Source organism: Nocardiopsis sp. NPDC055879 (genome assembly GCF_053615935.1).
This window is the reverse complement of sequence record NZ_JBSHCT010000004.1, coordinates 300,155-316,773: the sequence shown is the minus strand read 5'-3', so window position 1 is coordinate 316,773 and position 16,619 is coordinate 300,155. Positions and strand designations below refer to the sequence as shown.

Sequence of the window (16,619 nt, the reverse complement as noted above, 5' to 3'; positions counted from 1 at the left end):
CGCCTCGACCAGGGGCTTTTCATCTGTCGGGGGTGTGGGGTCGTTGCCCACGCCGATCGGAATGCTTCCCACAACATCGCCACTCGTGGCGAGAGCGTGTGGAACGCGGGGCGTGAGTCACGCGTCCCTGCCACCCCATAAGGGGTGTCTGGACGGAGGAGTCCACCCCAGCAGCCGGTTGGGCGCTACCTCCAAGCCCGGTCCTTCAGGGCCGGGTCAAGTTGACGCCATGTTCGCTCCTGTTGTGCCTCCCGACCACGGCAGCACCCGCGAAAACCCCATCCGACTCGGCCCTCGCCGCCGGACCTTCCCTGGTCGACCGGTGCGTCCAGCACGCTCCTCACGACCGGAGGCCGACCAGTGAGGCACTGTCCCTCCACAGAGCGTCCCTCACCTTGTCGTCGCGAGCGAGTTTCGAGGGCTCCAGCCAAGTGAGCGCATCGCGTCGAACAGCCGCGTAGTAGCGCCCGGCGGGCGGGTCCACCCTCCCCAGCGCGATCGCGCCCAAGTGGGCACCGCCCGCCTCTTTGCTGTTGTAACGCCGCACCATCCGGCGGAGGAGGCCGCCAAAGACCCGCCAGGCGACGTTGGCCACCGCAGGCGCGTTGCGAAGCAGCCCGGTTCCGGGCGTAGGGCCCGGGTCGTACGCCAGGACGGTCACGTTCTTGGCCACCACCTCCGGCCGCAGCGCCAGAGCGCGCACAGCCAAGATCGTGCAGAGCTTCGCCGAGGAGTAGGCCCTCCCAGCCGCTACACGCGGCTCGACGTCACGCTCCGGGTCGCGGTCGGGACGGGCCAGCAGGGTGGCATCGGCATGACGAGGCGGCGGGAGCATCGTGTTCTCCTCCGGATCATGCGTACCGCTTGTGGTCATCGACACCACGGCGCCATCTGCCAGCCGGGGCACCAGCAACCGGAGCAGGAGGTAATGGGCGAGGTAGTTGACGACGAAGCTCGTCTCGAACCCGTCGGGCGTGCGCCCGTCGCCGTTCGGCTGATTCTCACCGGCGTTGAGGACCAGGGCGTCGATCTCGCCGGCACCGAGCCGGTCGTTCACCCCGTCGACGAAGGAACGCACGTCCGCTAGCCGTGTCAGGTCGAGCGGGAGGGATTCGGCACCGTCCGGCGCCTGTCCACGCGTTCCAAGAAGAAGGCGTGTGTCCGGAGCGGCGAGGACCTGTCCCGCCGCCACCTCTCCGATGCCGGATGTTCCGCCGGTCATCACGATCGTTCTCATCAGGGACGCACCTCGCTACAGCAATAACTTGAGTGGGAACTCCGCTTAATATAATGAGTGGAGACTCGACTTAGCAAGGCCTCCGCGGCCCGGTAGTAACGTGAGTGGCCCTGGTAGCCGCTTGTCCGAGATGAGACCGATGGAACGACAGACCCCGGCGACCGCCGCCCCTCAGCGGACGTCGCTGCGCGCCGACGCACGCCGAAACCGTGAACGAGTCCTCGACGCCGCCGACGCCGTCTTCTCCGAGTTCGGCCCGGCCGCCTCCACGGAGGAGGTGGCCCGACGGGCAGGGGTCTCCATCGGAACGGTGTTTCGGCACTTCCCCACGAAGGAGGCGCTGATCGAGGCGGTCGTGGTCGGGCGGCTCGCTCAGCTGACCACGGAGGCCGAGCGGCTCGCCGACGCCGTGGACGCGGACGCGGCCTTCCTCGCCTTCTTCCATCGCTGGATCGAGCTCTCAGCGACGAAGTACGAGTTCGCGGGGGCACTCTCTCGCTCCGGCACCGATGTGCAAGAGATCAGGGACACCCATCCGGACGTCGGGCGCAAGCTGCACGAGGCCGTGGGCGTTCTGCTCACCCGGGCACAGCACACCGGTGGTATCCGGCGGGACGTGGGCGCGTCAGAGGTCATCGCGCTGATGGTCGGAGCGTCTCGGGCGCACGAACACGTCGGCCTCGACGCCGACCAGCGCGCGCGCCTCCTCTCAGTGACCATCGACGGCCTGCGCGGTCCGCGACCTTCCTAATCCGAATGACACGATCCTGAACGACCGTGAATTCCGCGAACACGGGGCCGTGTTCGGCGACCTCCCACGCCGTGGCCCACTTTCGAGAAAGAGCCACTCGGGTCGCGGCCGTTCAGGAGGTCGGATACTGCTGCGCTTGAAGCAGGCGCGCGAGGTGCGCGGCGTTGCGGGCCGCCGTCGCCGTGGTGGTCGCCACGGCCTCCGGAGTGCTGTCGAGGTCGATGTAGTCCTTCGGGTTCATCGCCTCGGAGTTCCAGTAGGTGGACCCTGTGGCGGGGATGGTGAACCCGGTGTCGCTCAACGCCTGCACGCAGTCCGCGACGATCTTGTGCGCTCCGTCCTCGTTACCGACGACGGCCACCACGGCGACCTTGCCGTACATCGACGGCCGCCCCTGGTCGTCGGTCTCGGAGAGTTCGGCGTTGATCCGCTCCAGCACCCGCTGGGCGACACTCGACATGTGGCCCACCCAGGTGGGCGTGGCCAGGATCAGGATGTCGGAGTCCACAAGCTTCTGCCGGAGTCCCGGCCATTCATCGCCCTGCCCCATGTCGACCGCCACACCGGGGCTGACCCGGTGATCGACGACCCGCACCGACTCGCCCCGCACGCCGTGGCCGGAGAGTTCGTCGAGCACTTGCCGGGCGAGCAACTCACTGCTGGAAGGGTCCGGAGTGGGCTTGAGACTGCATACCAGGGCGAGGGCCCGCAGATCGGAAGACATGGCGGCACCCTACCCATCTCCGGTCTTGTTCTTCTGCAAGCGCGGCGCTTCGACGGGCCATTTCACGGAAACGTGGTGTCAATCAGTCCTCGTCGACGGGCCTGCGGGAAGAAGCCATGAGTCATTACCGGGGTCGGCGGCAGGTTGTGCCCCTGACCCGCGAGGACCCTACGAGGTGTCATCGGGCACCGCCGACCACCCGTGGGTGCTCCGTTCGTGCTCCGCGGTTTTGGACCGGGACGACACCGGGTGGCAGACCGTGGCACGGGACGGCATCACGCTTCGGATGGGGGCGGTACGGCACCAGGGCGCCGGACCTTCTCGTCCGATGCCGCGCGTGGGTCTCTTCGTGCATTCGATCGGCACCGCACCGGGAAACCTGAGGCACCGAAGCCGCAAGGGCTTCACTGTGACCGGAAGCGTCCCGGGCTCATCCCGGTGACCCTCCTGAAGGCCGTGCTGAACGAACTGGCCGAGCGGAAACCCACCCGTTCGGCGACCTCCTCGATACCCTCCCCGCGGGCGAGCATCACGATCGCGTGCTGGGCGCGGGCGGTCGCGCTCCACTGGGCGAAACCCATCCCGGTCTCGGCGTGGAAGGCTCGGGTGAGGGTCCGCGAGCTCACCCCCAGACGTGTGGCCCAGGCGGCCAGGGTGGTGGTGTCGGCCGGGTCCTCGCGCAGGGTGTCGACGATCGGCCGCAGCAGGCCGGACTCCGGAAAGCGCAGCAGGAATTCGTGTTCGGCCGGGGCGAGCACGTCCAGCACCATCGACTCGGCCTTGGCGCGAGATTGGGGGGTGAGCTCCTCCTCCCCCAGCCGGCCGAGCAGCAGTTTGAGCAGCGGGGTGACCTCGACCGCGACCGGGCGGTCGGAGAGTGGCGCGACCTCGCGGACGCTGAAGTGGGCGGCCCTGTGCCAGGTGCCCGAGGGGGTCCATCCCGAGTGCGGCACGCCCGCCGGGATCCATAGCCCCACCGAAGGGGTGATGGACCACAGGCGCGGGCCCACGGTGGCAGAGGAGGCGCCCCGTTCGTTCCAGAGGAGTTCGTGGGTGGGGTGGGAGTGCTCCTCCCAGAAGGTGTCCTGCGCGATGACCTCGACGCTGCCCCGCATCACGAAGGGCACGTCGATCTCACCGGCGGCGTAGCGGGGCAGTCTGCGGCTGTCGGAACCGGCGCGCCGGGCGGTGCGGGGATCGGATACGGGCACCTCACCAGGGTACGCGGCGTCGATCGGGGCGGAGTGGGGCGAAACTATGTTTAGAATGAAAACCGTTTTCATTACCTGATTCGGACGACCCCCCGGAAAGCGAGGACGGATGCGGCACGCCACCGCTCCCCCCGACGCACCACCCCACCTGCCCCCGGCCCCCTCTCCCCCACCCCGGGGCCGTCGCCTGGCCACCCCCGCCGGGACCGCGGCCACCGCGCTGGTGCTCGCGGTCCTCCTGGCCGTCTCCGCGCTCCTGGCCGTCGGCCTGGGCACGGCCGTGGTCCCGCCCGCCGAGACCGCCCGCTACCTGTGGGCGGCCCTGACCGGAGGCACCATCTCCGCCGAGGAGGTCACCCGCTACCAGGTCGTCTGGCAGATCCGCACACCCCGCGTCCTGCTCGCGGCCGTGGTCGGCGCCGGTCTGGGCGCCGTCGGTGTGGCCGTTCAGGCCATGGTCCGCAACGCCCTGGCCGACCCCTACATCCTCGGCGTCTCCTCCGGCGCCTCCGTGGGCGCCGTGCTGGTCGGAGCACTCGGCGGACTCTCCCTGCTGGGCATCTACGCCGTATCCGCCGGGGCGTTCGCGGGTGCCCTGGTCGCCACCCTGCTCGTGTACGTCATCGCGCACGGCCGCGCCGGAGTCACCCCGCTGCGCCTGGTCCTGACCGGGGTGGCGCTGTCCTTCGGCTTCCAGGCGGTCATGAGCGTGATCGTCTACCTCGCCCCCAGCAACGAGGCCACCAGCACCGTCCTGTTCTGGACCATGGGCGGCTTCGGCGCCGCCACCTGGGGTTCGCTGCCGGTCGTGGCCGTCACCGTCCTGGTCGGTGTGGTGCTGTTGCGCGGCCTGGCCCGGCCGCTCGACGTCATGGCGCTGGGCGACGAGACCGCCGCGAGTCTGGGAGTGGACGCCCACCGTCTGCGCCGGTGGTTGTTCGTCCTCACCGCGGTGATGACCGGCGCGATGGTCGCGGTCAGCGGCGCCATCGGGTTCGTCGGGCTGGTGGTCCCCCACATCGTGCGCATCCTCGTGGGCGCCGACCATCGCCGAGTGCTGACCGTCGCCCCGCTCGCGGGTGCGGTCCTGATGGTGTGGGTCGACCTGGCATCCCGAACCGTGGTCGCACCGCGCGAACTCCCCTTGGGCGTGATCACCGCGCTCATCGGGGTGCCCGTGTTCCTGGTCCTGATGCGCCGTCGCGGCTACCTCTTCGGAGGACGCTGATGGAGACGACACCGATGGACCTGCGACTCGACGACCTCTCGGTCGACCTGGGCGGACGAACGATCCTGCGCGCCCTGACCCTGGACGTTCCCGCGGGTCAGGTGGTGGGCCTGGTCGGCCCCAACGGTTCGGGCAAGTCCACCGCGCTGCGCTGTGTCTACCGGGCCTTGACGCCCGCCGGTGGCCGGGTCCTGGTCGGTGAGGACGACCTCACCGCGATGGGGCTGCGCGACGCCGCCCGCCACGTGGCCGCCCTGACCCAGGACAGCGGCAGCGATCTCGACTTCACCGTCGCCGAACTCGTGGCCCTGGGGCGGGCCCCGCACCTGCGCGGCAACCAGCCGCTCAGTGCCCGCGAACGGGAGCTGTGCCACCGGGCCATGGAACGCATGGAGGTCTCCCACCTGGCCGGGCGCGGGGTGCTGGAGCTGTCCGGCGGCGAACGTCAGCGGGTGCTGGTCGCCCGCGCCCTGGTCCAGGAACCCCGGGTCCTGGTGCTGGACGAGCCCACCAACCACCTGGACGTGCGCCACCAGTTGGACCTGTTGGCCCTGTTGCGCGAGGTGGGCGTGACCGTGCTGGTGGTCCTGCACGACCTCAACCTGGCCGCCGCGGCCTGCGACGTCGTCGGGGTGCTGGCTGAGGGCTCCCTGGTGGCCGCCGGTCCACCCGAGAAGGTCCTGACCGAACACACCCTGCGCGAGGTCTTCGGGGTGGAGGCCACCGTCGTGGCCCACCCCCTGACCGGCGACACCCAACTGCTGTACCGGCTCCCCTCCACGAAAGGCCCCCGATGAACCGTAAGAAGCGCACCGTCCTCCTGCCCGTGGCCGCGACCACGGTCCTGCTCGCCGGCTGCGGCGCGCAGGTCGAGGAGCCCTCCCAGGCGGCGCTGGACACCACCACCGTCAAGCGCTGCGGCGAGGAGGTGGAGTACCGCACCCCCGAGCGGGTGGTGGCCTACGAGGCGGGCAGCGCCGACAAGCTGTTCGCGCTCGGCCTGGCCGACCACGTGCACGGGTACGTGATGCCGCCGGCCAACCCGCCGGTGGAGGAGTCCCCGTGGGCGGACGACTACGCGAGCGTGGAGTTCCTCAGCGACGACCTGCTCAACCGGGAACTGGTCGTGGACGCCGAGGCCGACATGGTCGTGGCCGGGTGGAACTCCGGCTTCAGTGACGAGCGCGGCATCACGTCGGAGATCCTGGACGGGCTCGATGTCCAGAGCTTCATGCACACCGAGTCCTGCTTCAACTACCCCGGTCATCCCGAGCGGGTGACGCCCTTCGAGGGTCTGTACACCGACCTGGAGCGGATGGGCGAGATCTTCGGGGTGCCAGAGCGCGCCGAGGAGCTGGTGGCCGACTACCGCTCGCGCGTGGAGACGGTGGTCGAGCAGGCCCCCGAGGGCGACCCGGTCCCGGTGTTCCTGTACGACTCGGGCACCGACCAGCCCTTCACCGCGGGCAACCAGGTCCCGCCCGACGACATCATCTCCCACGCCGGTGGCGAGAACATCTTCGGTGACCTGGAGGAACGCTGGACCCAGGTGGGCTGGGAGTCCGTGGTGGAGGCCGAGCCCGAGGTGATCATCATCCTCGACTACGGCGACCAGCCCGCCGAGGACAAGATCGACTTCCTCACCTCCTCCCCGACCATGGCCGAGGTTCCGGCGGTGGCGGAGGAGAACTTCTTCGTCCTGGACTACAACGAGGGCATCTCGGGGCCGCGCAACATCGACGGTCTGGAGAAGTTCGCCGAGTACCTGCGCGAGTTCGACCAGAACCGAGGCTGATGTCCGAAACCTCGGACGGTTCCTCGCTTTGACCCCTGTGAGGGCCGGGTCACCTCCTGATTCACCAGGTTTTAGGTGTGGAAGCCCGGTCCTTCAGGGACGAGAGGAAACGCCCCAGCCCACCCTTCCTGGCTACCAAAGACCGGAAAAACACGGAGAAGTTCTCTGATTCGGCCCCACGCCCCGGTCGGGGGTGATTAACGTGTTGGCTCATGAAGCTGGTGGTGCGGGTCAAGCTGCTGCCTTCGCCGGAACAGGCGCAGGCACTGCAAGCGACCCTGCGCGCCTGCAACGAGGCGGCCGACCACGCTTCCCAGGTGGCTCAGAGCACCGGAGCGACGGACAAGTACCTCCTACAAAAGGCCGTCTACCACGAGCTGAAGGGCCGGTTCGGTTTGTCGGCGCAGCCGACGGTGCGGGTCATCGGCAAAGTGTGCGATGCCTACACCACCCGGCACGCGAACCTGAAAGCCGGCAACCTTGGACGGAAGGGCTCCCAGCGACGGAAGCGGGTGGCATCCACTCCGATCGGTTTCCGCTCCGATGCCGCACAACCGTTCGACGATCGATGTCTGTCCTGGCAGATGGACGCCCGCACCGTCTCCATCTGGACCGTGTCCGGGCGGATGAAGAACCTGGACTTCACCACCTCCCCCGATCAACTGAAGCTGTTGACCGAGTACCGGCAGGGTGAGAGCGACCTGCTCTGCCAGGACGGGCAATGGTTCCTGGCGGCCACCTGCGAGGTGCCCGAACGGGTGGAGAACCCCGATCCGGTGGGGTTCGTGGGGGTGGATCTGGGGATCGTGGAGATCGCCACCACCTCCACCGGGGACCGGTTCGCCGGACGCCACCTGAACCGGCAGCGCAGGCAACAGAACGAACTCCGAGCCAAACTCCAACGGAAGAACACCAAGAGCGCCAAACGGGTGTTGAAACGCCTGCGCCGCCGGGAAACACGGCGAGCACGGGATGTGAACCACACGATTTCCAAGCGCATCGTGGAGCGGGCCGAACGCACCGATCACGGCATCGTCCTAGAAGACCTTCGGGGCATCCGTGGCCGAGTACGGCAGGCCAAGAGAAACCGCTCGGCGTTGCATTCGTGGAGTTTCGCGCAGTTGCGGGACTTCGTTACCTATAAGGCTCGCAGGGTTGGGGTTCCGGTCCTGGTGGTGGATCCGGCCTACACCTCCCAGACCTGCTCGGAGTGCGACCACACCAGCAGACGCAACCGGCCCTCCCGGAACCGGTTCGTGTGCCAAAGCTGTGGTGTGATGCTGCACGCCGATGTCAATGCTTCACGCAACCTCGCCCACCGAGGCCAGGCCGCGTGGAACGCGGGGCGCCAGTCAACCGCCCCCACACCCACCAGATAGTTGGGTGTGTAAGACGCGGGAGGTGCGACCCATCCACCAGATGGGCGCCTACCCGCAAGCCCGTGGACTTCAGCCACAGGTAGTTGACTGCCGGAATTCGTTGGTTCGGCGGTGGATCGGGAGGCACACGGGTGAGCGAGCACAAGACCGTCCAGAGGACCCCCGAGATCTGGCGTCTGGTGGTCTACAGCGCCATCGGCGTTCTCATGTTCTTCGTGCCGTTGACCATCGGCGGGGAGAACGCCATCCCGCTGGACCACCTGGTCCGGCTGATCCAGGCCGGTCTCGGCCCGACCCTCCCCTACGTCATCCTGCTGCTCATCGCCGCCGGGACCGTGCTCCCCTTCGCCACCGGCGAATGGCGCGGCACCCGCGTGAAGTCGCTGTTCGCGCTGCTCAACGTGGTCGGTCTGCTCACCGCGTCCATGGTGGTGTTCGACCTGGGCCCGGCCTGGCTGCTGGACGAGGACCTGGCGCCGTTCCTGTTCGACTCGGTGGCCGTCAACGTGGGTCTACTCGTACCGGTGGGCGCGGTCTTCCTCGCCATGCTGGTGGGCTACGGCCTGATGGAGTTCGTCGGAGTGCTGCTGCAGCGGGTGATGCGACCGGTGTGGCGGGTGCCGGGCCGGTCCGCGGTGGACGCGGCGGCCTCGTTCGTGGGCAGCTACTCGCTGGGGCTGCTCATCACCGACCGCGTGTATCGGTCGGGACGCTACACCGGGCGGGAGGCCGCGATCATCGCGGTCGGGTTCTCCACCGTTTCGGTGACGTTCATGGTGGTCATCGCCAACACGCTCGACCTGATGGACGTCTGGCTGACCTACTTCTTCCTGACGTTCTTCGTCACCTACGCGATCACCGCGATCCAGGTGCGCGTTCCCCCGCTGAGCAGTGTCCCCGACGTGCCCTACCCCGAGGCGACCCCACAGCCGGAAGACGACGAGGGCGGCCGGCGCCTGCACCGGGCCTGGGAGGAGGCGAAGGCGGCCCTGCGCGCGGCTCCCTCCCTGCCGCGCAACGTCGGCGCCAACTTCATGGACGGCCTGCGGATGTCCATGTCGATCCTGCCGTCGATCATGTCGGTGGGCACGATCGGCCTCGTTCTGGCCCGGCACACCCCCGTCTTCGACCTGCTCTCGTACGTGTTCGTGCCCTTCACCTGGGTGGTGGGGAGCTCGGATCCGCAGCTGGCCGCCAAGGCGCTGTCGGTGGGCGTCGCCGAGGTGTTCCTGCCCGCCACCGTGGCCGCCGGATCCGACGACCAGGTGCTGCGCCTGACGGTGGGCGTGGTGTCGGTGGCCTCCATCGTGTTCTTCTCCGCCCTGGTCCCCTGCGTGCTGGCCACGAAGATCCCCCTGTCGGTGGGGCGGCTGGTGGTGATCTGGTTCCAACGGGTGATCCTGGGCATCCTCATCACCGGTCCCCTCGCCCATCTCCTGGTCGGCCTGTGACCCCCGGTCACGCGCTCAGAGGTGATCGTCGCCCGTCCCTTCCGGAGAGGGGTCGTCCGCCAGAAGGCGATGGGCCCGGCGCAGCACCTCGATCTGCGCCGGGTTGTACAGGTCCGCCAGTGCTCGGGTGATGATCTCCATGGCGTCCCGCTCCCGGCCCAGGACGAAGGGCGCCGGGTCCTCCGCCGAGGGGTACTCCTCGCGGATGGCGCCGAGCACCGGCGCGAGGTGCTCGGCGACCGCCTGCACGGTGTCCTCGTCGGCGTTCGCGGACAGGGTGTTGAACTCGGCGTCCACCTCCCGATGCCGGGCGGACATCTCCCGCATGTCCTGGACGAACTCCTCGACGAACAGCTGCGAGGAGACCATGATCATCGCCCGGTCCGCGTCGGTCAGGTGCGAGGCGACCGCCTCGAACCCCGGGGGAACGTCCGCCGACGCGTGGTGGCGCAGCAGGTCGGCGAGCTCGGCGCGGATGGCCCGCCTGCGCTCGATGGACGCGGCCAGCTCGGCGTCGAGTGCGCGCACGGTGTCAACGAACCCGTCCTCCGACCCGTCCATCGAGGCGATCCGGGCCAGCGACATCCCGAGGTTCCGCAGCCGCCGGATCTGCAACAGCCGTACGAGGTGGCCGGTGCCGTAGCGCTTGTAGCCGTTCAGGGCGCGCTCGGGCTCCTCCAACAGGTCGATGGCGTGGTAGTGCCGGATGGTCTTGATGGTCGTGCCCGCCAGTTCGGCGAGCTCACGGGTGCTCCAAGACATCAGTGGAGGGGGTTCGGGCTCGGCATGGCCCCATTCTCCGTGATCGGGCGCCGGAACGGCAAAGGTGGGGCGGCTCCCCGGCGCGGTCGCGCTCCCCGGGCTTGACCATGCCCTTGGGGCATCGTTTGGGATGTCGGTGTCGACGACCACACCGAAGGAGCACGCCCATGGCCACCGAGGAACACCATCCCCGGCCCCGTCCTCGACGCGTCGAGGTCGAGGAGCTCTTCTCCGATCCGGCCTTCGCCAACCCGACCATCTCACCGGACGGCACGCGAATGGCCTACCTCGCGCCGGCCCACGGGCGGCTCAACGTGTGGGTGCGCGGGATCGACGAGGACCACGAACAGGCCCTCCGCGTCACCCACGACGAGCGACGAGGCGTCACGATCTACCACTGGTCCGACGACTCGCGTTGGCTGTTGTACCTGCAGGACACCGATGGCAACGAGGACTGGCACCTGTACCGGGTGGACCTGAAGGACCCGAACGCTCCGGCCGTCGACCTCACACCCTTGCCGCCCGGTTCCCGGGTGTTCGCGGTCGAGTCGTTCCCCGCACGCGCGGGGAGCGTGCTCGTGACGATGAACAAGCGGCCGACGGCCCTGGACCTGTTCCGGATCGACGTGGCCACGGGTGAGACGACCCCGCACCACGAGCAGACCGAACCCACGCAGAGCGTGCTGTTGGACCACGAGGGCGAACCGGCGTTCTCCTCCCGACTCACCGAGGACGGCACGATCGAGTTCTCGGCCATCGACCCGGTCTCGGGTGAACACCGACTCCTGAGGCGCGTGGGCGGGGCCGAGTATCCGTTGGGCGTCCATCCACAACTGGTGACCCCGGACGGCACGGGACTGGTCATCGGCGCCTACCTCGACTCGGACGACCTGCGACTGGTGCGCATCGACCGCGAGACCGGTGCGACGACCGTCATCGCCGCGCAGGAGGGGCGGAGCCTGGACACCATGGGCGGCATGGCCCCGGGCGTGCTGCCCCCGACGGTGTTCACCCGACGCGGCACCGGCGAGGTCCTCGCCGCCCGGTTCGTGGGACCGCGCCCGGGCATCGAGGTGCTCGACGAACGGTTCGCCGAGGTCTACGCGCGGCTGTCGGCCCTGTCCGACGGCGTTGTGGGGACGTTGTCCTCGGACGACTCGGGGCAGCGGTGGATCGTCACCTTCATCCATGACCGGGACCCCGCCGTGGCCTGGTTCTACGACCACGCCACCGGCCACAGCCGTCGCCTGTTCCGGCCCTTCCCGCACCTGGACCCGGCGGACCTCGCGCCGATGGAACCCATCGGGTTCGCCGCACGCGACGGGTTGCCGGTGCACGGGTTCCTCACCCTTCCGGTGGGTCTGGCCCCGAAGAGGTTGCCGCTGGTGCTGAACGTGCACGGCGGGCCGTGGGCACACGACACCTGGGGCTACAGCCCTCAGGCGCAGATCCTGGCCAACCGGGGTTACGCGGTGCTCCAGGTGAACTTTCGCGGCTCCACCGGGTACGGGCGGCGGCACACCGTCGCCGGGATCGGCGAGTTCGCCGGAGCGATGCAGGACGACCTGCTCGACGCCGTCTCGTGGGCGATCGACCAGGGGTACGCCGACCCGGACCGGATCGCCATCATGGGCGGCTCCTACGGTGGCTACGCGGCTCTGGTGGGTGTCACCGCCACCCCGGACCGTTTCGCGGCGGCCGTCGACTTCGTCGGGATCGCCGACCTGGCGAGCTTTATGCGCGACCTGCCGCCGTTCAGCCGTCCCTACCTGATGAACAACTGGTTCGCGTACGTGGGCGACCCCGAGGACCCCGCGCGGGCCGACGAGATCTCGGCGCGCTCACCCCTGTCCATGGTCGACAGGATCACCACGCCGCTGTTGGTCGCCCATGGCGCCAACGACGCCCGCGTGATGCGTTCGGAGTCCGACGGCATCGTCGACTCCCTTCGTGAGCGCGGGGTGCCGGTCGAGTACCTCGTCGCCGAGGACGAGGGACACGGTTTCGCCAACCCCGAGAACGAGATCCGGCTCCAGTACGCCATCGAGCGGCACTTCGCCGAGCACTTGGGCCACACCGGTCGACCCGAGACCGACGACGGGTGACCGGGTCGGGCCCCGGAGGAGAACCCCTCCTCCGGGGCCCGACCGACTCAGCCTTCCCTGTGCACGGCCTGTTCGGGGGCCGGGCGGCGGTCCCAGTCCATCCGGCACCAGGGTGGTTCCAGCCCGTCCGGATCGTCGATCTCCCGGGGGGAGAGATCGGCGACCGGGCGGGCCTCCTCATGTCGGGCGAACACCGAGTCCACGTACCGGTGCCCGGTGTCGGCGGCCACGAACACCACCCGTCTTCGTCCCGTGCGCGCCTCCCATCGAGCCACCAGGTAGGCGGCCCCGGTCGAGAGCCCCGCGAAGATCGCGTGCCGGCGCAGCAGGTCCACGCTGCCCGCCAGGGCCGCGTCGAACCCGGTCCAGTGCAGGGTGTCGTACAGGGTGTGGTCGACGTTGCCGAACGGGATGGAACTGCCGATGCCGGCGATGATGATCTGTGGGTCGGTGACGTGGTCGCTGGCGAAGGTGACGCTGCCGAACGGTTGCACCCCCACCAGTGGGGTGGCGGGGTCGCTCTCGCGCAGGTAGCGGGCGAGCGCCCCGGTGGAGGCCCCCGACCCCACCCCACCGACCAGGGTCAGGGGCTCCTCTCCCACGTCCTTGCGGATCTGTTCGGCCACCGCCCGGTATCCCAGCCCGTGGATGACGTCGTGGTATTGGCGCATCCAGTGGTACTCGGGGTGCTCGCGCAATACCTCCCTTACCCGCTGGACCCGCCGGTTCTGGTCCAGGCCCAGGTCGTCGGAGGGCGGCATCTGTTCCAGGGTCGCGCCGAGCACGGCCAGTTGCAGGCGCAGGGGTTGGTCGATGGTGGTGGATCCGATGATGTGACAACGCAGCCCGTAGCGGTGGGCGGCCAGCGCCAACCCGTAGGCGTAGATTCCGCTGGAGCTGTCCATGAGGGTGTCTCCGGGGCGGACGACCCCGGACTCCAGCAGGTGGCGCACCGCCGCGAGGGCGGAGGCCACCTTCATCGACTCGAAGCGCAGGCAGGCCAGGCCGCCGCCCAGGTCGATCAGATCAGGTCGGGCGATGGCTTCGGAAACGTGGTGGTCCAAGATCGCTCCCCGGTGCTGAGGGTTCTCGTGGAGGTGGAGAAGACACGGGTGGGGGTGAGCCCCTCCCAGCCGAGCCGGTCGACGGCCGCGTCGATGCGGGCACGCAGTTCGGGTCCGGGTTCGGCGGCGTCGAAGAGGAGTCCGGCTACGTTGCCGCTGTGCGCCACCTGGATACCGAGCGCCCCGCAGGAGCGGGCGGCGGCCCGTAGGGCGCCGAGCTCGGTTTTGGGCAGCACCCGCTGGTTGAGGATGGCGCTCTCGGTGCACACCCGCCCCACCCCGGCGGGGTCGTGTTCGTTGATAGCGGTGCGCAGCGCGGCACGCAGCCTCTCGTAGACGGCGATGTCCCCCGACCGTGCGGTACCCCGCAGGGCGAGGGTGTCGACGGGTTGACCGGAACCGGTCAGGCAGCCCACCACGGCGAGTTCGGGCAACGCCGCGCCCAACTCCTCCAGCACCCGGCCGCGACGCTGCGCGAACAGCAGCGGCCGCTCCCCGAACATGACCGGGTCGCTGGCGCCCTCTGCGGCCACCGCCACCCTCGCCACGATCGACGGTGCGAGCTCCACCCCGAGCCCGTCCGCGACCGCGCGCACGGCGGCGGTCACGTCACTGGTGGACGAACCCATGCCGAGCCCGGGCTCGGCACCGCCCCGCACGCTCAGGTAACCGCCGACCGGGGCGACGTCGCCCCGGCGGACGCACTCGGCGACGGCCAGTTCGGCGGCGCGCGCCGCCTTGGCGCGGTCGGGCGGGTCCACCACCACGCGCCGGGGGGCGCGGGTGGAGAACGGGGTGAACACCGCGTGGGTGGCGGGTTCGGCCATGGGCAGGGTGACCAGGCCACGGGTGGGTTCGCCCCGCCCGTCCAGGAAGATCCCCTGGAGTATCTCGCCGTGGTGGCAACTGGCCTGTCCGGTTCCGAGGGTCACTCCTCGGCCTCCTCGCGATATCGGTAGAGAGTGGTCGGTTCTGCGCTGAACTGGGAGAACGGGAAGGGTTCGGCGGACACCGCGGTGACGCCGAAGCCCAGGAAGGCTCGGGCGACGGCGCTGCCGCTCTGTGCGTAGACCACGAAGGGGAGGTCGCGTTCGCGGCAGCGTTCCAGGATGCGGTCGAAACTGCCGTTGCCCAGGGTCATGCCGGTGGCGACGACGGCGTCGGCCTTGGCCAGCACGTCCTCCATGTCGGTGTGGACCTCGTCGCCCCACTGGGTGCGGCGCAGGTTGAGGTCGCAGGGAAGGCACTCGCCGCCGCGTTCGCGGATGGCGGCGACGAGGGGGTTGACGACGCCGATGAGGGCGACGCGTCTGTTGTCGGGGGCGGGCAGCAGGCCGGCGATGGCGCGGTCGCGGGCCACGGCGCGTTCCTCGGGGGTTCCGTACGGAAGGGTGACGGCTTCGGCGCGCGGGTCCTCGCGGTGGGGTGTGGCCTGGCCGAGGTAGGCGTCCAGGGCGGCGAGGCGGACGGGTGCGGGCCCTTGGAGGAGGTCGACGAGGGGACGGCCGGACAGGTCGGCGCAGATCGCCGGGTCGAGTTCGCCGGCCTCGAACGCGCACGCGCCGAAGGCCCGGCCGATCCGGACCAGGACGTACTGGTTGAGGTAGGTGACGTCGCCGCCGGCCAGGCGGGTGCCGTGGTGGACCCAGAAGACGCTGGTGGCGACGGGGAGGTCGGGGGTGGCCAGGACGGACTGTCGGAGTTCTTCGAGGTCTCTCATCGGACGGCCTCCACGTTCGGTCCGGGATCCGCGGTCGTGGCGGCTTCGGAGATCGTGCCGGGCTCTCGGGCCAGACGGAACAGGTAGGTGAGGACCCCGTCGTCCCAGTCGTGCAGGTGGTGGATGTTCGCGGTGAAGCCGACGGTGGCGGCGTGGCCGATGATGTGGCGCAGGTCGGCGGTGTTGGAGGCGACGAAGTACACCTCGCCGTCGGGTGCGAGGAGGTCGCGTTCGGCGAGTTGGGTGAAGAAGGCATCGGTGACGGGGGTGCCCGCGCACACGTTGCGGACGATGTCGGGATCGTCGCTGACCGGTCGGCTGACGGCGGGCGGGTTGAAGGTGACCGTGTCCAGGCGTGTGCCGTCGGGTAGAGCCTCGAAGAGGTCGCCGACCCGGGGCAGGAACTCCGTGGCGCCGTCGGTGCCGACGATCCGGTGGTAACCGGCCTCGGTGGCGGCGACGCTGGCGGGGTGGACGTCCAGCGCGTGCACGCGGGCGGCGCCGCGCAGACCCGCCACGATCGCCTCCACGCCGAGCCCGACGCCCATGGCCGCGTAGACGCGTCCGCGCACGTCGATGTCGTCGTCGAGGACGCGCTGGTGGATCATCCGGCTGGTGGCGCCGGGGATGAAGACGCCCGGGGGGACGTCGAACTCCCAGCCGTTCCAGGTGTAGGCGCGGTGGGTGTGCAGGTCGGCCTTGGGTTTGTTGAGGGCGATGATCTGCTCGGCGGGCAGCGGTGGGGGCAACTGGTCGAGGAGGGAGGGGTTCACCCGGATCCTTTCGGTGGGGCTGGATCGGACATGGGCGGGGCGGGGGTCACGGCTTCCGGGGAGCGACTATAACGACAATGAAAATCGTTGTCACGCAAATGGATGGAATCGGCGAGTGGATCGGTCGGTCGGCCCGCTCGCCGGACCGGCTCACGGACGCCGGGCGCCCGCACGCCCCCACGAGTCGTTCCCCCCACCACGGAGCGTCGAACCCCGGTCACCATGGGCCTTCCGCCACCCGAGGTCAGCCGCACGCGACCTCCACCGAAAGGCCGCTACGCATCGAAACCGGGAGCATCTCGGGGCGAGCCGGCGGGCCGGGGCATCGCCTGAGACCAAGCCCCGGCGACCCGGGCGAGGTGATACACACGAAGATGCGCGCAACTGATTATCGTTTTCACTAGAGTAGTGCGCGACCA

Annotated in this window: 15 protein-coding genes and 1 pseudogene; 8 read left to right on the top strand and 8 right to left on the bottom strand. The window is 69.5% G+C overall.

All coding sequences use genetic code 11. The annotated features are described in order from the left end of the window. Positions 1-141 (top strand): annotated as a pseudogene (locus ACWGKS_RS06785) (RNA-guided endonuclease TnpB family protein); the annotation flags it as partial. A gap of 199 nt (positions 142-340) precedes the next feature. Here ACWGKS_RS06785 and ACWGKS_RS06780 read toward each other — a convergent pair. Then, positions 341-1,237, bottom strand: coding sequence for an SDR family NAD(P)-dependent oxidoreductase (locus tag ACWGKS_RS06780; RefSeq protein WP_358508103.1), 897 nt, complete (start codon positions 1,235-1,237; stop codon positions 341-343). Between the two features lie 139 nt (positions 1,238-1,376). Between ACWGKS_RS06780 and ACWGKS_RS06775 the strand changes: the two genes are divergently transcribed. Next, positions 1,377-1,988, top strand: coding sequence for a TetR/AcrR family transcriptional regulator (locus ACWGKS_RS06775; RefSeq protein ID WP_358508101.1), 612 nt, complete (start codon positions 1,377-1,379; stop codon positions 1,986-1,988). 112 nt (positions 1,989-2,100) lie between these two features. Here ACWGKS_RS06775 and ACWGKS_RS06770 read toward each other — a convergent pair whose 3' ends face one another. Beyond that, positions 2,101-2,712, bottom strand: a complete 612-nt coding sequence (locus ACWGKS_RS06770; RefSeq protein ID WP_358508099.1) for a flavodoxin family protein — start codon at positions 2,710-2,712, stop codon at positions 2,101-2,103. 404 nt (positions 2,713-3,116) lie between these two features. After that, positions 3,117-3,923 (bottom strand): helix-turn-helix domain-containing protein, encoded by an 807-nt coding sequence (locus ACWGKS_RS06765; protein ID WP_452454964.1) that lies wholly within the window; start codon positions 3,921-3,923, stop codon positions 3,117-3,119. A gap of 109 nt (positions 3,924-4,032) precedes the next feature. Between ACWGKS_RS06765 and ACWGKS_RS06760 the strand changes: the two genes are divergently transcribed. The 5 genes from ACWGKS_RS06760 to ACWGKS_RS06740 all read left to right on the top strand — a co-directional run bounded on the left by ACWGKS_RS06760 (position 4,033) and on the right by ACWGKS_RS06740 (position 9,776). Continuing rightward, positions 4,033-5,151, top strand: coding sequence for a FecCD family ABC transporter permease (locus ACWGKS_RS06760; RefSeq protein ID WP_358508095.1), 1,119 nt, complete (start codon positions 4,033-4,035; stop codon positions 5,149-5,151). 14 nt (positions 5,152-5,165) lie between these two features. After that, entirely contained in the window at positions 5,166-5,948 is a 783-nt protein-coding gene (locus tag ACWGKS_RS06755; protein ID WP_358508105.1) for an ABC transporter ATP-binding protein, read from the top strand. Continuing rightward, entirely contained in the window at positions 5,945-6,946 is a 1,002-nt protein-coding gene (locus tag ACWGKS_RS06750) for an ABC transporter substrate-binding protein (protein WP_358508093.1), read from the top strand. Before ACWGKS_RS06755 ends, ACWGKS_RS06750 begins: the two co-directional genes overlap by 4 nt. A gap of 212 nt (positions 6,947-7,158) precedes the next feature. After that, positions 7,159-8,325 (top strand): RNA-guided endonuclease InsQ/TnpB family protein, encoded by a 1,167-nt coding sequence (locus ACWGKS_RS06745; RefSeq protein WP_358508091.1) that lies wholly within the window; start codon positions 7,159-7,161, stop codon positions 8,323-8,325. Between the two features lie 131 nt (positions 8,326-8,456). Continuing rightward, entirely contained in the window at positions 8,457-9,776 is a 1,320-nt protein-coding gene (locus ACWGKS_RS06740) for a YjiH family protein (protein ID WP_452454962.1), read from the top strand. Positions 9,777-9,791: 15 nt separating this feature from the next. Here the strand turns inward: ACWGKS_RS06740 and ACWGKS_RS06735 are convergent, their stop codons facing one another. After that, a complete protein-coding gene (locus ACWGKS_RS06735; RefSeq protein ID WP_358508087.1) occupies positions 9,792-10,538 on the bottom strand; it encodes a helix-turn-helix domain-containing protein in 747 nt (248 codons plus the stop codon). Between the two features lie 167 nt (positions 10,539-10,705). Between ACWGKS_RS06735 and ACWGKS_RS06730 the strand changes: the two genes are divergently transcribed. Further along, a complete protein-coding gene (locus ACWGKS_RS06730) occupies positions 10,706-12,643 on the top strand; it encodes a S9 family peptidase (protein ID WP_358508085.1) in 1,938 nt (645 codons plus the stop codon). 47 nt (positions 12,644-12,690) lie between these two features. On the opposite strand, the gene ACWGKS_RS06725 is transcribed toward ACWGKS_RS06730, so the two are convergent. The 4 genes from ACWGKS_RS06725 to ACWGKS_RS06710 are packed head-to-tail and all read right to left on the bottom strand — an operon-like array spanning position 12,691 to position 16,200. Continuing rightward, complete coding sequence (locus ACWGKS_RS06725) at positions 12,691-13,707, bottom strand: pyridoxal-phosphate dependent enzyme (RefSeq protein ID WP_358508083.1); 1,017 nt, start codon at positions 13,705-13,707, stop codon at positions 12,691-12,693. Next, positions 13,665-14,639, bottom strand: a complete 975-nt coding sequence (locus ACWGKS_RS06720; RefSeq protein ID WP_358508081.1) for a GHMP family kinase ATP-binding protein — start codon at positions 14,637-14,639, stop codon at positions 13,665-13,667. Before ACWGKS_RS06720 ends, ACWGKS_RS06725 begins: the two co-directional genes overlap by 43 nt. Continuing rightward, positions 14,636-15,427, bottom strand: coding sequence for a Rossmann-like domain-containing protein (locus ACWGKS_RS06715; RefSeq protein ID WP_358508079.1), 792 nt, complete (start codon positions 15,425-15,427; stop codon positions 14,636-14,638). Before ACWGKS_RS06715 ends, ACWGKS_RS06720 begins: the two co-directional genes overlap by 4 nt. After that, positions 15,424-16,200: a class I SAM-dependent methyltransferase gene (locus tag ACWGKS_RS06710; protein WP_358508077.1), complete on the bottom strand. Its 777-nt coding sequence runs from the start codon at positions 16,198-16,200 to the stop codon at positions 15,424-15,426. The genes ACWGKS_RS06715 and ACWGKS_RS06710 overlap by 4 nt, the downstream gene beginning before the upstream one ends. Positions 16,201-16,619: the final 419 nt, after the last annotated feature.

What these genes read in the sequence shown, in the direction of transcription:
- ACWGKS_RS06780 (WP_358508103.1), bottom strand. Translation starts at nt 1,237, where the DNA reads ATGAGAACGATCGTGATGACCGGCGGAACATCCGGCATCGGAGAGGTG.
- ACWGKS_RS06775 (WP_358508101.1), top strand. Translation starts at nt 1,377, where the DNA reads ATGGAACGACAGACCCCGGCGACCGCCGCCCCTCAGCGGACGTCGCTG.
- ACWGKS_RS06770 (WP_358508099.1), bottom strand. Translation starts at nt 2,712, where the DNA reads ATGTCTTCCGATCTGCGGGCCCTCGCCCTGGTATGCAGTCTCAAGCCC.
- ACWGKS_RS06760 (WP_358508095.1), top strand. Translation starts at nt 4,033, where the DNA reads ATGCGGCACGCCACCGCTCCCCCCGACGCACCACCCCACCTGCCCCCG.
- ACWGKS_RS06755 (WP_358508105.1), top strand. Translation starts at nt 5,166, where the DNA reads ATGGACCTGCGACTCGACGACCTCTCGGTCGACCTGGGCGGACGAACG.
- ACWGKS_RS06750 (WP_358508093.1), top strand. Translation starts at nt 5,945, where the DNA reads ATGAACCGTAAGAAGCGCACCGTCCTCCTGCCCGTGGCCGCGACCACG.
- ACWGKS_RS06745 (WP_358508091.1), top strand. Translation starts at nt 7,159, where the DNA reads ATGAAGCTGGTGGTGCGGGTCAAGCTGCTGCCTTCGCCGGAACAGGCG.
- ACWGKS_RS06735 (WP_358508087.1), bottom strand. Translation starts at nt 10,538, where the DNA reads ATGTCTTGGAGCACCCGTGAGCTCGCCGAACTGGCGGGCACGACCATC.
- ACWGKS_RS06730 (WP_358508085.1), top strand. Translation starts at nt 10,706, where the DNA reads ATGGCCACCGAGGAACACCATCCCCGGCCCCGTCCTCGACGCGTCGAG.
- ACWGKS_RS06715 (WP_358508079.1), bottom strand. Translation starts at nt 15,427, where the DNA reads ATGAGAGACCTCGAAGAACTCCGACAGTCCGTCCTGGCCACCCCCGAC.